The organism is Halomonas qinghailakensis (genome assembly GCF_025820815.1).
Lineage (GTDB): Bacteria > Pseudomonadota > Gammaproteobacteria > Pseudomonadales > Halomonadaceae > Vreelandella > Vreelandella qaidamensis.
This window is the reverse complement of record NZ_CP096973.1, coordinates 1107500-1123756: the sequence shown is the minus strand read 5'-3', so window position 1 is coordinate 1123756 and position 16257 is coordinate 1107500. Positions and strand designations below refer to the sequence as shown.

General features: G+C 46.7%; 18 protein-coding genes. 8 read left to right on the top strand and 10 right to left on the bottom strand.

The features are described from left to right. Position 1: 1 nt before the first annotated feature. The 9 genes from M0220_RS05230 to M0220_RS05190 form a co-directional block, all read right to left on the bottom strand. Positions 2-1294: a hypothetical protein gene (locus M0220_RS05230; RefSeq protein WP_264018880.1), complete on the bottom strand. Its 1293-nt coding sequence runs from the start codon at positions 1292-1294 to the stop codon at positions 2-4. Positions 1295-1362: 68 nt separating this feature from the next. Continuing rightward, on the bottom strand, positions 1363-2781 hold the full coding sequence (locus M0220_RS05225) for a secretin N-terminal domain-containing protein (protein WP_264018879.1): 1419 nt from the start codon (positions 2779-2781) through the stop codon (positions 1363-1365). Continuing rightward, positions 2762-3826, bottom strand: a complete 1065-nt coding sequence (locus tag M0220_RS05220; protein WP_264018878.1) for a zonular occludens toxin domain-containing protein — start codon at positions 3824-3826, stop codon at positions 2762-2764. The genes M0220_RS05225 and M0220_RS05220 overlap by 20 nt, the downstream gene beginning before the upstream one ends. Continuing rightward, complete coding sequence (locus M0220_RS05215) at positions 3826-4176, bottom strand: DUF5455 family protein (RefSeq protein WP_030074677.1); 351 nt, start codon at positions 4174-4176, stop codon at positions 3826-3828. Before M0220_RS05215 ends, M0220_RS05220 begins: the two co-directional genes overlap by 1 nt. Continuing rightward, positions 4177-5919: a hypothetical protein gene (locus M0220_RS05210; protein WP_264018877.1), complete on the bottom strand. Its 1743-nt coding sequence runs from the start codon at positions 5917-5919 to the stop codon at positions 4177-4179. It lies immediately after the preceding gene. Between the two features lie 61 nt (positions 5920-5980). Continuing rightward, the gene (locus M0220_RS05205; RefSeq protein WP_264018876.1) at positions 5981-6238 is read right to left on the bottom strand and encodes a major coat protein; all 258 of its coding nucleotides are present in this window, start codon (positions 6236-6238) and stop codon (positions 5981-5983) included. Between the two features lie 219 nt (positions 6239-6457). Further along, positions 6458-6796 carry a hypothetical protein gene (locus tag M0220_RS05200; RefSeq protein ID WP_125745653.1) on the bottom strand — a complete coding sequence of 113 codons (339 nt, stop codon included), beginning with the start codon at positions 6794-6796 and terminating at the stop codon, positions 6458-6460. Positions 6797-7172: 376 nt separating this feature from the next. Beyond that, complete coding sequence (locus tag M0220_RS05195; protein WP_264018875.1) at positions 7173-7841, bottom strand: hypothetical protein; 669 nt, start codon at positions 7839-7841, stop codon at positions 7173-7175. Next, positions 7841-8050 (bottom strand): helix-turn-helix domain-containing protein, encoded by a 210-nt coding sequence (locus M0220_RS05190; RefSeq protein WP_264018874.1) that lies wholly within the window; start codon positions 8048-8050, stop codon positions 7841-7843. The genes M0220_RS05195 and M0220_RS05190 overlap by 1 nt, the downstream gene beginning before the upstream one ends. A 126-nt stretch (positions 8051-8176) precedes the next feature. On the opposite strand from M0220_RS05190, the gene M0220_RS05185 reads away from it, so the two are divergent. The 3 genes from M0220_RS05185 to M0220_RS05175 are packed head-to-tail and all read left to right on the top strand — an operon-like array spanning position 8177 to position 9936. Next, entirely contained in the window at positions 8177-8461 is a 285-nt protein-coding gene (locus M0220_RS05185; protein WP_035537000.1) for a helix-turn-helix domain-containing protein, read from the top strand. Between the two features lie 42 nt (positions 8462-8503). Then, positions 8504-9052 (top strand): hypothetical protein, encoded by a 549-nt coding sequence (locus M0220_RS05180; protein WP_264018873.1) that lies wholly within the window; start codon positions 8504-8506, stop codon positions 9050-9052. A gap of 14 nt (positions 9053-9066) precedes the next feature. Continuing rightward, positions 9067-9936, top strand: coding sequence for a hypothetical protein (locus M0220_RS05175; RefSeq protein WP_264018872.1), 870 nt, complete (start codon positions 9067-9069; stop codon positions 9934-9936). A 276-nt stretch (positions 9937-10212) separates the two neighbouring features. Here the strand turns inward: M0220_RS05175 and M0220_RS05170 are convergent, their stop codons facing one another. After that, the gene (locus M0220_RS05170; protein ID WP_051690214.1) at positions 10213-10662 is read right to left on the bottom strand and encodes an META domain-containing protein; all 450 of its coding nucleotides are present in this window, start codon (positions 10660-10662) and stop codon (positions 10213-10215) included. Positions 10663-11002: 340 nt separating this feature from the next. On the opposite strand from M0220_RS05170, the gene M0220_RS05165 reads away from it, so the two are divergent. From M0220_RS05165 to M0220_RS05145, 5 genes are all read left to right on the top strand, one after another. Next, positions 11003-11839: a manganese catalase family protein gene (locus M0220_RS05165; protein ID WP_264018871.1), complete on the top strand. Its 837-nt coding sequence runs from the start codon at positions 11003-11005 to the stop codon at positions 11837-11839. A 37-nt stretch (positions 11840-11876) separates the two neighbouring features. Continuing rightward, positions 11877-12230, top strand: a complete 354-nt coding sequence (locus M0220_RS05160; protein WP_404813847.1) for a YciE/YciF ferroxidase family protein — start codon at positions 11877-11879, stop codon at positions 12228-12230. 1199 nt (positions 12231-13429) lie between these two features. Next, a complete protein-coding gene (locus M0220_RS05155) occupies positions 13430-14227 on the top strand; it encodes a Crp/Fnr family transcriptional regulator (RefSeq protein ID WP_264018870.1) in 798 nt (265 codons plus the stop codon). 209 nt (positions 14228-14436) lie between these two features. Further along, positions 14437-15420, top strand: coding sequence for an ectoine hydroxylase (gene thpD, locus M0220_RS05150; RefSeq protein WP_030074702.1), 984 nt, complete (start codon positions 14437-14439; stop codon positions 15418-15420). A gap of 129 nt (positions 15421-15549) precedes the next feature. Next, positions 15550-16215: a fumarylacetoacetate hydrolase family protein gene (locus M0220_RS05145; RefSeq protein WP_030074704.1), complete on the top strand. Its 666-nt coding sequence runs from the start codon at positions 15550-15552 to the stop codon at positions 16213-16215. The last annotated feature ends 42 nt before the right edge of the window (positions 16216-16257 follow it).

Below are 16257 nucleotides of genomic sequence, written 5' to 3'. Positions count from 1 at the left end.
TTTACGCAGCCTTACCTACCAATCTCCGCTCTATCAATTTCTGTTCTACGATCTGTCTGAATTGGCCGGAGTCGACGCCTCGTCGTCGGTAATATTCTGCGAGGTCTTCCCACATGCCCGAGCGTTGGAGAAAGCGAACAGCTTCATGGGTGCGGAAACCCTGGCGGGCGTAAATGCTAATGAGGTTGCCAAACGCCAGGGTTACGTTCTTTTCGTTGCCAAGCCCGGGCGCTTTGCGGGCGCGTTTGTACATGAAACCAGGCTCATGGCAGTAGAAGCGGGCGTCTTCCTGCATGACTTGCCACGCGGGATCAATAAGGTTGCGACGAACATCCAGTCGATAGGATTGCATGGCAGTACGCCAGAGGCCGGAGAGGTGCGGTACTACGTCTATGAAGCGGTTGAAGCCGTGGGAGGCATCTAACACTTCACCGGTATCGACATTGCAGGGAATGCCTTGAGCATATTCACGAAGGACGGATTGATGGAAGCGTAATTCGATACGCCAAACGGGGGCTTCTGGGTTATAGGTGGAATTTAGGTCGTCATCGACAGCGTGTTGCCAGATACCTTCCCAAAAGTGCATTTTGTCGCGGTGTTTGGCTTCAAGTGTCTTGTTATAGATACAGCATTGGAGCGCCCCAGCCGTACCAAACATGTAGGTTTCACCGCGGCCATAGGTGGTCGCAATATTGCCGTGGGCGAACTCTAAGGTATCAATGCCGTCTATGCGCATGATTTTCTTGGAACGAGTCACGAAGTGTTGCATAAAGTCGCTAGGTGGCTCCCAGCCTTGTACGTCTAACGCCAGGTGTATCGCACAGCCTATAGGTTCAACATGAGAGAGCATGTGAGCCGCAATGTTGTACATGAAGTCTTGGCACTGCTGAGGGCTGCGCTCCTGGATGAAGTGAGGGGAAAGCTCGATTTTTAGGTGGGTGCCAATGTTCTCGATTTTGACGTGACGTGCCTGGAAGAAGACGATTACGCCTAGTTCGTTATTCTGGAGTCGATAGCGGAAGCCAGAACCGGCTGCGCCGGCACCTACTGCCCAATCTACATCAAAGAGACGCATGGTTGCGCCTTTGCCCTCGTTGTAAACGTTAATGATCTCATCAAATTGGGTAAGGCACGGCTTGCCTTGGTAAAGCTGGCGAACGGTATCGACGCCAGCATTCAGAAGATGAATTTTGTGCATTTCACGCTGCCCAGCGGAGCTAATCAGCAGCTTGCCAAATTGATCTTCTTCTCCTCGCTGTAACGATGCCAACGAATAACGATTCCAACGTTCCATGGCCTATTCCCTGTAAATTTCTAAATGTCGCAATGTGCTGTAGTGAGCCAATAGCTCAAGTTGGATGATTACTCTGCGAGACGTGTTACAGGGAGGGTCTCGACCTCGTGACGCCAGCTTGTAGTCATCAGACCTGCCACGGTTTGAGCGGCGTTATGGTCGGTGACGAGCTGGTTAGCGTCATAGCGAGGCAGCACAGTTGCCTGTAACAGCACATGTAGATTGGTACGTTGGCGGGAGTTGGATTCGTTCTGGAATAGACGACCGGCAACGGGAACGCTCTGTAAGCCTGGAACGCCCGAGACCTGTTGTTGGTCGTTTTGGGACGAGAGGCCGCCTAGAAGAAGCGTTTGGCCGGAACGTATCTGAACGGTGGTATTGATCTGCCGTTGATTCGTAATAATGTCAGAGGCTAGCACAGAATCAGTCAGAGAGTCAGCCGAGGTAGTGATATCCATGATCACTAAACCAGAGGCAGTGACCACAGGGAGCACGTTTAAACGTATACCAATATCGCGGCGTTCAATCGTCTGGAAAGGGCTATTAACGTCGGCGGATTCACCAGTGACGCGACCAGTAACAAACGGCACATTCTGACCGATGGAGATCGTGCCACGCTTACCGGAGAGGGTAAGTATTTGCGGTGTGGATAACACGTTAGAGCTTGAATCGCGCTGTAACGCGTTGATGGCAAAAGCTAGAACGTTGCCGTCGAAGATCCCGAAAGTACCGCCCGACGATGCTAAAGAGGTGCCAAGATTGGCAGTGTTAAACCCACCTGCGACACGGGAACCGGTAGCACGACCGAGAGCAACACCAAGATCGAAGGTATCACCATCCGTGGTTTCAAAAATTACCGCTTGGATGAGTAACTGAGGATGGGCAACGTCCACTTGAGGGATGAAACCTTGAAGCTGTTCAAGCTGCTTTTCTGGTCCCTTAGCTAAGATAGCGTTGGAAGCGTGAAGCACCTGTACCCGAGGTGGGGTAATGCCGTCCTGAGCGTTCTGAGTGAGAAAACTGGTGATCAGTGGGGCAATGTCATCGGCGCGCACGTTGTCGAAAGAAAACAGGTGTGTTGCCTGCGGGACTGGTGGCGGGGTAAGCGTGGGTGCGTTGACGATCGCGTCAGCGGGATCAGCCGATGCTAAAGAAACACCTGGTGTTTTTTCAGTCGGTGATGCCGTTGCGCGTTGGCTAGCAGTTGCAACGGTGGGCGGGTTACCTGGCAGTATGGTGTAACCGTGTGAACTCAATACACCTTGAAAGAACTCATCAAGCTGGTGATCGGGCACATCCGGTGCATAAACGGTGAGCGTTCCGGTAGCGGTGGGATGAATGGCCAACGGGGAATCTGTTTGTTCTACGTACCAACGCACAAAGTCACGGATATCGGTGTCTTGCATCTGTATCGGTGTGGCGTTGGCGGTACTGGTGAGTGTGGCGAAGGCAAAAGCGGCAACGGTATTAACAGCGAACTTCAGCATGGGTAACTCCATTTTCTACGCGGACGAGGCAAGCATTCACAGGGACGATGGAGAAGCCTTGGCGGGCGAGATCGTCAGTGGTGGATGTGTTGCGGTCGCTATCAATGAGGCGGTAGTTAGTGTGGTCGCCAAACTGGCTAAAGCTGGCGATGCGGGTGGTGCTTAGGTTGGGAAGTTCTAGCGGTGCAGCGGGGGGCGGTTGATCCTGGGCGCGAGCATTAACGCGATCAGCCACCAAAACGGATACCGTGAGTAGGCAGCCGAGACCAAACGAGGCGAACGAAAGAAACGGACGGTTGAAGCGTTTCCAGTAGATACGGGTCATTTTCATATAGAACCTCGCGTCATGGGGTACGCGGTGCATGCCATGGGTGTACCAAGGCGGCAGCACGGAGTACGTGCCGTGGGGGTAGTGATCAGAGAAGGCTTGTTTGGTGTCGTAGGCGGGGTAAAGCGCACGGCCTGTGTATGTCCAGCGTTCAACGGTGAGGCTTTGTGGGGAGTCGCCATACTTAACAATGCCGAGGTGGACTTTCGGCAACGGTATTTTTGAGCCCATGAACAGCGAATAAATAGCGCCGATAAAGGGGATAGAGACCCGATCCAGGCGACGGCAGTAAACAACGTGTTCCGCCAGGGCAACACGGGCTTGCTTGTCCATGATCGACAAGTCTTGAATCAGAAAAATAATGTCCCAGCCCAATTTACGGGCATGGAGAAACCAGTTGATAACGTCTTGGCGGCTTTTATCGTTCCAGGATCGGGCATTAAACCAAGTGCCGCACTCATCCAGGACGAGTAAGCCGTTCTTGTTTTCGTCGTAAGCGTCGGTACCGGTGCCAATAGATTCCAGGTCAGCCAGAACGGGTTTATCAGGAATGCGATAGCAGCGGGTTTCTTTGGCTTTTTCACCAATGAGCTTATCTAGGTTTAAATCTAGGTTCGTAGCGACCTTACAACCGTGGGTAAGCTTGTCCTTGATCTTACCGACAGCGACCAGGGTTTTACCGGCACCCAATTTGCCGGTGACAACGTAAACGGCCATTAGATAACGGGCCTCCCTTGTTCCCAGTCGATCAACTGGCGTTTCTGCTGGAAGACCCAAACAGCTACCTTGCTGCTGTAAATAGCCGCGATGCAGGCTTCAAAGTTGTTGGGCTTAATAGCGCCGATGCCCTGGGCAAGGTCGCTGGGAAGGGTGGCACTAATGCCGCTGATAATGGCGGCAAACGTGACGGCCAAACCCACCAAAAGTGAGATATAGAGCGTTGTCCAGATCAAGATTCCCGCTAATCGATTGGTAAAGCGGGAGGCGATGCGGGTAACAATCCATTCAATAACACGGGTAGCAAACGCCATGATGGCACCCATGCCAAGCATTGCAGGTAAGGCCATTTATGCAGTCCTCATACCAGAGCGGAAGAAGGTGTCTATGACACTGACGACCGTCCAGAAATAGACGATCCAGGAAAGCCAAAGCTTGATGGTGTTGAACGCTTGGCAAGAAATTTCCATGGGGCCAAACGGGAGAGGTGAGCAGCTGCCAGAGGGGAGAGAGGGCAAACGGGACGTTATCTGGTTAGCGATATCGGAGCTTGAACCATCACCGATCTCATCCATTAATGTGTTTACGTCGTCGTTATAGAGCTGTTGTTCTTCGGCTAAGCCGTCGAGGGTTTGATCGACGCCAGAGGAGTTGAATAGATCGTTACCATCACCGAGGTCTTCTGTGAATTTTTCGGCAAGCTTGTTAACCATGCCGTTAGAAATGCTTTGAATACAGCCGAGTAAGCCTTTGTCACTGGTGGCAGCGGTATGTCCTTCCTCGGTTTGTTGGCTGTCGGGGTAGCAGGTGCCCAAGCCAAGGGCGTTGGTGATCGTGTTGCCCAGGCCGTCGAACATACCTTTGGTTTCTTCGGTCTGTTCGCCAATGGCACCCGTCACATCATTTGAAACGGCGTCTAGCCCTGCCTGGTTGGATTCGCCCGCAGAACCAATTGCCTCAATAATGCCGGATTCATCAAACTCGAAATCGGGAACGGAAGAACCACCGCCAGTTGAGCCACCGGAATCACTGCCCCCAGTATCACCGCCAGTGGAACCACCGGAACTACCACCACCTGTTGAACCGCCGGACGAACCACCAGAGCTACCACCCGATGAACCACCGGAATCACTGCCCCCAGTATCACCACCGGAATCGCCGCCAGACGATCCACCAGAGTCACCACCACCGGTAGATCCGCCGCTATCGCTTCCACCAGAGTCACCACCAGAGCTATCACCCGATGAACCACCGGTATCATCGCCACCAGTATCATTACCACCGGCATTAGGGTGAGAAACGGTGTTGCCATTGCTGTCTATATAAGAAAACAAATCGGGAGCAGTATCCCAATTAACTAAATAGGACTTATCGCCAATAGTTACGCAATTAGAATTATCAGAACAAGAACCAGGTAAAAGATTAAGATATTCTGGAATAGATGGATCAGAAGTTTCAGATGATAAAGCAGAATGACTAAAAGGATTGCCAGTAGACACGGCAACCCAATCAGCTTGGCATTTAGTAGAACCGTCAGATGAATCTAAATAACAAAATTCTGTAGTATTAGGGGCAGCAGAAACAGAACAACGCCCACCTCCCACGGTATAAGAGCCATCCGAACTCATAGATGAAACACTTATAGTAGAAGACCCTGAATGCTGGGAGCCGCATTGTTCGTCAGTTAAAGGATATGTATTAAATTCACCGTTAAACAATTCGTCAACGGCATCATCAACATTTGCAGATCTGTCACACCACAAATAAACACCATCATAGTTATAAAACCATTTATCTTGGGAGCTATTATAAGTCCTGTGAGAAAATATATATTTATCAACCTGCGCTGTATATCGACTCCAACGAGACATGTTGTGGTATCTCTTACCACTAGGAGAACGATACCTAAAAGAACATCCAGCAAAATCCGAAGATTTTGAAAGACGAGAACTCCAACTACTAAAAGTATTTTCAGTAATAACAAATGGAGTATAAGAACCATGATCAATGGGAGGATCTTCAGAATAAGAATAATCAGAAAACACCATTAAAAAAGGCGCGGTAAGAGTTAATAGAGCAGCTTTTTTAATCATGTTTCCCTCCCGATATAAAAAGGGGCGTTTCCGCCCCTTGGTTGATCCCTGCTGAGCGGTATTAAGAAGCGCGGTTGGCAAACTTCTTGAAAAGCTTGATACCAATCAGCGCGGCGGTGATGGAAGCCACTACCGGCCATGCATAACCGGCCATATCTGCACCGGCGGATTGAACTTCACTAAAGGCAGCCGCAGCGCCGGTCGCATCTTGGGCGTGAGCAGCTGCCGAACCCATTAGCAGAGCAGCACCGCCAGCAATCTTGGTTTTTGTACCGTTGAAGGTGGCTGAAAGAGTTTTGATAAGGGTTTGCTTGGTCATGTGACTGACTCCATAAAGCGTTTTACCGTAAGAATGATGTGTCCGAAGGCCCAACCGAGGGCGTAGGACGTGAATAAGGAACCAACAACAAACGTAAGACTGGGATCGTTCATCGTTGGCCCCCATTTACCGCGCCGATCCCGAAGGCCAAGACGAGGCCGACGCAATAAACCAGGAGCCACAGACCAGCGAGTTCACTAGTGTCCATGGCTCAAAATCCTATTTTTTATCGCTGTTAGTAGCCGGCTGTTGCTGTGGGCTACCGGTGGCGTTGGGTTTGCGGGCGGCAATAACGTGAATGGTGGTTTTGCCACCCGCCGATGCGGCCGAGGTGCGCAGTTCAATATCAAGTTCCATGCTGCAAGGCATGTGGGGGGCTGAGGCGTGGAGCTGGTCGAAGATTTCATAAGGCGCGGTCATGACGCTGACCTGGTTGCCTAAGACGTTTTCGTTGTCAGCAGAAGCCGACTGCATAACGGTGATTTTTGCGCCTTTAACGCCGTTATCCATGCTGTAACGTGATGCGCCGATAACGTGGGCTTGAATAGTGTTGATCATGGTCATAATTCCTTTTCGTTAGCGTTGGGTTCTGGCGGCTTGCGTTAGGCAGTAGTCCGCGAGAATGGCTAGCTCAGTGGTTTCAGGTGTAATGCCATCGACGACTAATAGGCAGTATTCAGCCTGGGCGTAGTACGTCGCGGCGCGTGCATAGTCCCTACCGTGTAGGCACCGCTGGCCCCGCTCCCTCAAAGCTCTGGAATCGAGGCAGGGGGTTGTCCCCTTCGCCCTATCCGTGCCCTTCGGTCGTTCCGCACGGCAGCCCACCCCGGCACGGCTGTCAACCGCTCGTGCCTCGGGTATGACAGCCGCACCGGTGAGGGCTCTAGAAGCCGTGCGACCGAAGGGCGACGGATGACGGGCAGGGGACATATTTTTAAGCCTCGTTGCCGTGGGGAGCGGGGGAGGCGTCACCGGCAGGAGCTTTCAGCGGTGCCTTGTCGCCGCGTTCTAACTGGGTAATGCCGTACTCAATCAGCAGTTCCCCCAGTGCCGAAGGGGTCAGGCTGTTGGTGCCTGCCTGGATTAAATAACGGCTGTGAATCTCTTGGTCGAGAAACACGCGGATGGGCTGTTTTTTAGCCATGTGCATAACTCCGAAAGGGCTAAAGGCCGTTGTGGATAACGGGCGACGCGTTAGCCGTGGGGGTTTGGATAGATGCGCAGGAACAACAATGACCGATGAACAGGGGGAGGCATCGGTGGTTGAAAGGGCGCAGTGATCGGCCAGGGAAAGGCCGTAGTACTCGGCGAGGTAGGCCAGGGCGTGTTGCAGGTGCTTGAAAACGATGCTGTATCTCTGGTCTTCATCGTGGACGGAGACGCGGGTAATGGTGCTGTCATCCAGGTTTAAGGCGAGCATGTGCGCGGCAGGTACATTGATGAAGAAGAACCCTCCTGCTGAAACAATGTGGTGATGCAGTACCACGCCACCAGGGGCGCTTTCACCGTCAAACAGGAGCTTTTGAGTAGCGATGGTGAGGCCGTTAGATTCCAGCAGGGTGCAGGAGGCTGCCAGCGTGATGATAGGGGCTAGAGCGGTCATTAGTTCCAGTCCTCCGATTGCAGGCACTCAGCGGTAAAGAGCGCGACGTTCACGAGGCGACGACGACCCACCTTGATAATGGGGAGGTTCCCTTGGTTCATCTGGCCGCGAACGGTGTCGGGGGATAGGCCAGAAAGCTCTGAGAAACGCTCGATCGTCATAACGGGCACTTGAGGTGCTGAGACGTGGGGCGTGCTGCTCGTTTCCATGCTGTACCTGCTCGCTGTGGCATGTTGTGGTATCTTCAGAACAGAACTGCTTATTGCAGAACTTTACCTAGGCGGTGTACCAATTAATTGGTATCCGATGAAATTAGTATACGAAGAAGTTGGTATATGTCCAGTGACCTAGCCCAAAAAATGCGAGAAATTCGTGAGGTCGAAACTTCAGGCCGCGCAGAATTTGCACAACTTATTGGTTTTAATAAAAAAACTGTTGAGAGCATTGAGCAGGCTGGAAGAGCGCCCAAAGGAGAAATGTTGGAGGCTATTTGCAAGCAGTGGCCGAAATACACCCTTTGGCTAATGACAGGCATGACAGACGAAACGTGCGGACAAATAAGCCCCGATATAGAGAGGGCACGCAGCACGTTGAAGAAAACGGGAACGGATACCGACTAGCACAAAGGGTTGTGGATAGATGGTTCCAGGGAGGAAGGGGTTGTGGATAAAGGTCTAAAGTGGATTATAAGCTTGGCTTTGATAGCTAGTAGTAATGCAAGTGCTATATCGCTAGAAAATAATATTAAAAGTCATGAATTTAAAGGAAATGTTTTTGATTTTTTGCTTTCTTTAGAAGTTGGTCTTGTTGATAAGAACCTTATTGTCTTATCTGTTGATGATGAAACAATTCGAGAAGGATGCTCTAAAGATATGTTCATTATGCATAGAGAGCTTGATGACGGAGAGAGGCATTATGTGTGTGCAGATGAGGTGCTTATTAATATCGCCACGGTTACTTTGACTGGTAGTGATATTGAAGGTGTTAGATGGGGGCTAGAAGAAAGACAAAGAATCAGCAATGCCTTTAATAAGGAAGCAGCTGGTTTTTTATGTGATTCTCAAGCTATAGAAGACATGATCTTAAGAGATATTCAAAGTATAAGATATAAGTTTGAGTATAATGGTTTTTATTTTAGTGTTGGTAGTTGTAATAGTAATCTTTTTGAAAAATTAAATCTTTATTTTAATAGCTTAGAAAATCAGTTATAAAAGGCTTAAGAGATTTGTCAAAAAATATATATTTAATTTTATTTTTAAGCTCGGTCTGTGGTTTGATTTGGGGTTTTTTCTTCGATGAATATGTTTTTAGTTCGGGAGACTCGCTTTATAAGTTAAGTGCTGCTTCAATAGCAGGCTTGTTAAGTTTAATGGCTATAGAAAATAACCGAGAGCTAAAAAATAAGGATAAAGAAAGAAGTGACTTAGATGAGGTTGTTAGAGAGGTTTTTAATATTCTTATTTGTTTTGATAAGCTCAAGGTTTATTCTTGCAAAAAAATTATTAATATGAAGGAGTATTATTTAGAAGAGGCGAAGCAAGATAAGCTGTATTCGAAGTTAAAGACTTTGGATGGAAAGAAAGAAGGAAGAGAGCAAGAGGTTTTTGTAATCAAAAAAAGCTTATCACAATGTGAAAGTAATAAAAAAGAGTTTTTTCTTAAAATAAATAGAAATGGTGAAGATGAAACTGAAGCTCTTGTTAATATATATGAATCAAATAATAAAATGAATATAGCATTTAAAAAAATAATAAAGAATCATGGGGTCAATGAAGATAGTGTAGATAAATATATTAGCTATTTCAATGGGTTTACTATGAAGTGTGGCGAGGGAGTTGAATTTATAGAAAATGAATTTGCTTATCTGCTAGACCGAGAAGCCACGGTATTGGAAAAAAGTAGGATAATGGAATTAAATTTCAACGATAGCGGTTTTCCTGAAAAAGAAGATTATAGTTATAAGTTAATAGAGGAGATTTCAGTTTTAGAGAGGTTTAACCCCTTTTTAAAATCAGTGTCATATAGTCTTTTTCTTCATAAATGCTATTCAGAAATAACATTTTTCTTCTTTGTAGGTGTGATTGGCTTGATGTGAAAAAGTGTCCACAGAAACATGCTTTAGTGTGCTGGAATGAATTTTAGAGTGTGTATAAGCTATTGATTTATATTTTAATATGCCAGTGTGAGACACTCAGTAAGGTTCTTGTAATCAGTAGGTCCCGGGTTCGACTCCTGGTGTCGGCACCACTAAAAGTGATTTAAAAGCAAAGCGTTAGAGAATTAGATAAAGCCGTCCGAAAGGGCGGCTTTTTCGTTTTTGTCTATAAAGTGTCTACCCCGTAATAAAACGATGCTGTCGAAATACCACCTTTTAATAAAGATGCACTGCCTCAAACACTGCCACTGGTTTGCCATTGGCGTTTTTGAGTGACAGCACGCTACCATCTACTTGCCACGCGTTTACTTGCTGCAGGACATTGAGCATTACCTGCTCGTTACGCATCTGCGTCTCGGGGCAGGCCATCATTGTGGTAGCTACTTGTTCAAACACTAACCGTTTGCCGCTAAGACGGTAAGTGCCAAGCAAAGTGTTGCAGCCAGTTGATCCGGCTAGCCGAGATTTTTCTTCATGGAGTACAAGGTGAGGCTCGCGGAAGTTATCAGTGGTGGAGGCGGGTTGATCGCCAAGCGTGACCAATTTCCAATAGGTATTGGTTAGCGTTTCATTAGGCTTTGTTGTTTGGTGAGTTGCCGAGTGTGATTGGCATCCACTGGCTAGCAGAATTATCATCACAGAGGCGATGAGGGGCATTTTGTTCATAAGGCATTTCTCTAGATTTTTCATTACGTAAAGGATAAACAGGGCGCCAAGTTTTCGCTACTTTAAATTATATTAATTAATAGCTCATAAAATATTGATTAAGTCTGACTTTTGTTTTTATAAATATTAAAAATGACGCACTTTATGCATCACTGCTTGATTACCCCTTTTAGTTGACTAACCTAAAATTTCTTGAGCAATAAAAGCTTTCATATGATGCGAAGATAATATGATGGCAAGTAAAATGCTGAGTTCTATCTGCCGTTTCCTCAAGGAAAAAGACTCTTATTAATAAGTATGAGTTTTTGTCGAGTGGTAATAAGCCAAGGAGAGTAGCGCGATGTTTCATCACTCTGGAAAACTACAGTATCCCGTTAAAGTCGATAAGCCTAACCCTGAGTTTGCTATGTTGCTACAACAAGCAATTGGCGGTATTGAAGGCGAAATACGGGTCGCCATGCAGTATTTCTTTCAGGCAATGGGCGCGCGTGGAGATGATCGTATTCGTGACATGCTTATGTCCACGGCAACGGAAGAGCTCTCGCATATCGAAATGTTGGGACATGCGGTAGCGCTAAACTTAGAAGGGGCGCCCGTTTCTTATCAAGAGGCGACTGCCAAAGACTCCGTTATGAATGCCATCTTAGGCGGAGCTAATCCTCGTCATCTCTTGTCGTCCGGGCTTTCAGCGATGCCGGTAAATTCAAATGGCGTGCCCTTTGATATGAGCCATGTGTACGCCACCGGCAATATTGCTGCAGATATGCTGGCTAATGTCACAGCAGAGGCAGGTGGCCGAGTATTAGCATCACGGCTGTATAACTGGACTGATGATCATGGCATGAAAGATTTTTTATCTTTCTTAATCGCTCGTGATACCTATCATCAGCAACAGTGGTTGGCTGTTATTGAAGAGTTGGGTGGTATTGAGAAACAGCTACCAATTCCTAATTCGACGCCAGAAGACAATGAGGCGATGCAGCACTCTTATTATTACTTAAATACTTTGCTGGATAAGGAAGCCCCACAAGGGCGCTGGTCGCAAGGTCCTTCATTGGATGGACGCAGTGAATACAGCGTGCGTAACCAGCCTGCACCGGAAGGCCAAGAACCTAGCCTAGGCCAAGCAAAAGAGAAATCTGGCGCGCAAAAAGAGCAAATTGATCCCGCTAAATAAACGTTACCATGCTGCTTGTTAATAAGGAAGCTGCACGATGGAAACCAAGTATTTAGAAAATTGGTTACGCGATGCTCATGCTATGGAAAAGCAAGCAGAAGAAATGTTGAAATCACAGGCTAAACGCTTAGAGCATTACCCAGCGCTGCGGGCTAGGATTGATCAGCATCTGGAAGAAACCACCCATCAAGCTGACAAGCTTGAGCGTTTAATGACCGAACTGGGTATTGATACGTCAGCACTTAAAGACATGGGGGGTAAGCTTTCTGCCTTTGGTCAAGCGCTGGGTGGAATGATGGCTGGTGATGAAGTGGTAAAAGGGGGTATCGCCAGTTATGCCTTTGAATGCTTCGAAATTGCCAGCTATAAAGCGCTGATCGCAGCATCTTGATGAAACCACCCGCTCTTTTTTAGCCCGTGCCGATGATGACAATGTCCAAGCTAAGAAGTAAATCTGATTGAACCGGCCCCCGTTGTTTAACGGGGCCGGTGCTGTTTAAAGTGCCTTTATGTTTAAAGCGCCTTTACCTTGCTAAACTATCCCTTAGTTTTGAGCCTCTACCAACCCCGGTATTGTTTACTGGGGTTTTTAAACGTATGAGAAATTACCCACTCTTTAAGGAACGTGTAACGAGGTTATGAATTAAAGGAAAGTGCCTTATAGATGTTCTCGCTGTATTTTAGAAGATCAATTTTTAGAAAAAACGCGAAAATAGTTTTCATAATCATCAAGCTGTGCATGAACGTAAAAGTGTGTTTCATCACACGTGAAGGCAGTATGAGTATAAATTTCCGTATCTCAGTCATCACGCTTGAAATGGCTTTTCGTAAGGGTTTCAGCACGTGCCGATGTGAAGTCACCTGTCACTTACTATAGTACTCTCATGCACTGCGGTGAATGTCAGTCCCGTTTCATTAATTCGAAAACGCCCTTGGTCGTTGCTTTGTCCGTTGGCGCATACAGGTAAGCAGTTGTCCACTCTTCGCGTTGATCACCAGGTAAGTCAGGTGTTGCTGCATAGGAGCACTATTTACCTGCCGACATACCCACACTAATGGGCGACTGTAAACCCATCGTTGGGGAGGCGAGAGTCAGGTAGTGGTTTAAAAATGCAACTTTTTGCTTTTCTTTTAGTATGATTAAAAATATTTAATTTCTTTGTTTGATATTCTATGCCATATAAAATTAGTTAAATTAATTTGTAGACATTGTTGATGCTTTCACCGGTATCCTTAAGTTTTTAAGGTGTTTTAATTATTTTAAATTTATTGAACTTGCATACGAATATTTTGTTTTTTTAATTTTAATGGCTTATCAAGCTATTTTGATATTTATGAGATTTCGTATACTAAAGTATGGTGTTTGGTTTTAACAAAAGTTAAATTATATGTTTATAATTTATTTTGATAGCTTAAGTTAAGAGTTATTCTTGTTTAATATTTTATAGTTGACTATATTTTTTAAGCGCTGACGACGTGTTTTTTATACGGATTGTTGTGCAGTCTCGTTGGTTTGGATAGCTATTGTCTAACTAATTGTTTAGCTAAATTTATCTAACTAATTTTATCTAACTACAATGGAGTGTAGAGATGAACAAATTGGCTGTAAGTGATTGCTCCCCTTTAACGAGTAATGGTGACATTGGCGGAGTGATTAACGGACATCGTAACAGCATAAATGTGGGAGATATTTTAAATTTGTACGGGAAAGTTGGTAGTTCTTCATTTGAAGAGTTATCACAGCTGAAGCAGAAAACTGTCGAGCTAAAGAAAAATCAACAGTTTTTCTCGGTATGCGAGGGGCGTGCTGATATTTTTGTTTTAAGAGAGGGGTGGGCTAGTCTTTCCCATGCAGCAGGTGCTAGAGGGCAAGATATTTGTAATGTTTTTATGCCTGGCGATATTATTGGCCTGCGCGAAAGTTTTTTTGAAAATCATGATGTTGTTATCCATTCGGTGACTGATTGTGAGTTTCTAAAAGTTTCTGCTGAAGGGTTACATAAATTATTTAAAAATAATGATGAAATTAGGAACGCAATTATATCCTATGTCATGATTAATGATAATATTACGTTGGAGCGTTTAAGGAGCTGTACTCATCATCGTTCTGAAGGGCGCGTTGCGCACTTTTTGCTTGAAATATATTTTAGGTTTAAGTTTAAAGGACTTTTAGAAGGTGATGTTTTTGATTTTTCCATAACGCAAGAGGTGGTGGGTGAGCTGCTTGGTATCACAAGTGTTCATGTTAGCCGTTGTATGACAGCGCTTGAGCAAAAGAAGTATATTCGAAAAACGCGTAATAGTATTAAGCTTTTAGAGCCAGAAGAGATGGCTAGAAACACGGGATTTGATAGAGATTTTATTTATGGGTGTGTGTGTTTGAATTAACTATAATCAAAGTTTGTTGATTTTTTGTTTTAGGTGTTATGTGATTTTTAAGAGTGGTGGTTGGATTTCATAACACACGTTATAAATCGACTTGTATAGGTTGCAAGAAGTAAACTTTTAGCTATCCTACTGTTTGCGTTATATGAAGATGAAGACATAGAGTTTGTTTTCCAATGATCTGAAATTTAATCATACAAGGAGTGGATTAGATGACAGTCAGCAATTACCCCCTCACTACCATTACTGCCCATAAGCAGTACAGTGAAATGACGGATATGCCCTCAGCACAACGTTCAACAGTGCGAGATGCTTACCCAACTCGCTTAGCCTCAGCTCCAGCTTCACTAACCCAGCCGCGCCGTGATGCGGTGGTGAAAGGGCGTGAGCTGTCAGGGCCGTTGTCTCAAGAACAGCTTGATGAATTTGAGCGCAAAGGTTTTTTGTTTATTCCCAACCTTATTTCGGGTGAAGAGCTTGAAGCGCTTCGTAAAGAAATGAAGTCACTGATGAACAACGATGCTTATCGTGATAAGGAATTCAGTGTTACTGAGCCAGAAAGCCACGAAATTCGTTCGCTGTTTGCCGTGCATAAGCTTTCTGAACGATTAGGCCAGCTGGCGAGTGATGAGCGGTTAGCAGGTGCTGCCCGGCAAATTATTGGTGATGATCCTTACGTGCATCAGTCACGGATTAATTATAAGCCAGGCTTTGCGGGTAAAGGGTTCAATTGGCACTCTGACTTTGAGACGTGGCACGCAGAAGACGGTATGCCGAACATGCACGCCGTTAGCGCCTCGTTGATCTTAACTGACAATCATGAGTTTAACGGCCCACTGATGCTGATTCCCGGTTCTCATCTGGAATTTGTGCCCTGCTTGGGAGAAACGCCGGAAGATAACCATAAAAGCTCGCTTAAAGCACAAGAGGTTGGCGTTCCTAGCCCTGAAGCGTTAACTCAGTTGGTGTCTAAATACGGCATTGAAGCGCCAAAAGGCAAAGCAGGAGGCTTGTTGCTGTTTGACTGCAATACACTGCATGCGTCTAACGCTAATTTGTCGCCTGACCCACGTAGTAACGTATTCTTTGTGTTTAATCGTCCGGATAATCGCTGTGTTGCTCCGTTTGCTGCACCGAAGCAGCGCCCTAGCTTTCTGGCGCATGGGGCTGACGATCGTTGGGCGCCCGACGCATAATCTAACGTATCACTAGTGGTATGTATGAAAAGCTGTGGAAGAGATTGTGGAACATACGCATAGCTAGGGTAGACTGTTGCGCCTGTCGTTGCGAATGCGGCACGCATAATGAGAAGGAGAAGACCCGCCATGCGTTTTGTTCCACAGTTTACCGATGGCCAGGAGTTTCCCCACGCGTTGGGCAAAGTCGTCTGCGTCGGCCGCAATTATGCCGACCATGCCAAGGAATTGGATAACCCGGTTCCCAGTGAACCTCTGTTATTTATGAAACCCGCCACGAGCGTGGTGGATTTGAGCAAACCCCTTAATCCGCCGTTTTCCAGGGGGGATGTGCATTATGAAGTCGAACTCGCGCTGTTAGTGGGAGAGACCCTAACCCACGCTACCCAAGATGAAGCTGAGCGTGCTATTGCAGGCATCGGCTTGGCGATGGATTTAACACTTCGTGATGTACAAACCAAGCTAAAAGAGAAAGGCCACCCCTGGGAAATTGCAAAGGCGTTTGATGGTGCTTGCCCGCTATCATCATTTTTGCCGCTAACCCGTATACCCAATTGGAATGCGTTAGCCTTCACCCTTGAAATTGATGGTGAAGAGCGTCAACACGGGGAGGGGGCTGATATGATCTTTGCGATACCAACGCTGGTAGCAGAGATGAGTCGCCACTTCACACTAGAACCTGGCGACGTTATTTTGACAGGTACGCCTGCGGGTGTTGGTGAATTGCCGCGTGGTGCCTCGCTGCGCTTAACGCTGACCGGCGGGTTAGACATTACCACTAGCGTTGTAGAATAGGTGATGGCGCTAAGTAGTTAAGTGTCAGTAGTTAAACGCAAG